Raw genomic sequence first — 452 nt, 5'->3', positions numbered from 1 at the left:
GGTCGTCCTGTTGAGTTCCGTGGTCCTGGTGATGGGCAGCAGGTGGGGGTTGCGGTGATTTATCAGGAGCCGACGTTGTTTCCGGATTTGTCGGTGGCGGAGAACATTTTTATGGGGCGTCAGCCGCGTGGGAGGTTCGGGCGGATTGATCGTCGTGTGTTGCGGGCTGAGACGGGGAAGCTGTTTGAGCGGTTGGGTGTGGTGTTGGATCCTGATCGTCCTGCGCGTGGTCTGTCGATTGCGGATCAGCAGATTGTGGAGATCGCGAAGGCGATTTCGCGTGATGCTCGGGTGTTGGTGATGGATGAGCCGACGGCGGCGTTGTCGGGGATTGAGGTCGCGCGGTTGTTCGCGGTTTCTCGGACGCTTCGGGATCAGGGTTGTGCGTTGTTGTTCATCTCGCATCGCCTGGAGGAGATCTTCGATCTGTGCTCGCGGGTGACGACGTTGCG

At 59.7% G+C, this 452-nt stretch carries 1 protein-coding gene; it reads left to right on the top strand.

The features are described from left to right. Positions 1-54: 54 nt before the first annotated feature. Positions 55-452: ATP-binding cassette domain-containing protein (locus ACFFNX_RS48495; protein ID WP_378213209.1), on the top strand; the 398-nt coding region annotated here is incomplete at its 3' end.

Source organism: Actinoallomurus acaciae (assembly GCF_042429965.1).
Taxonomy (GTDB): Bacteria; Actinomycetota; Actinomycetes; order Streptosporangiales; family Streptosporangiaceae; genus Actinoallomurus; species Actinoallomurus acaciae.
This window is presented reverse-complemented; position numbering and strand designations above follow the sequence as displayed.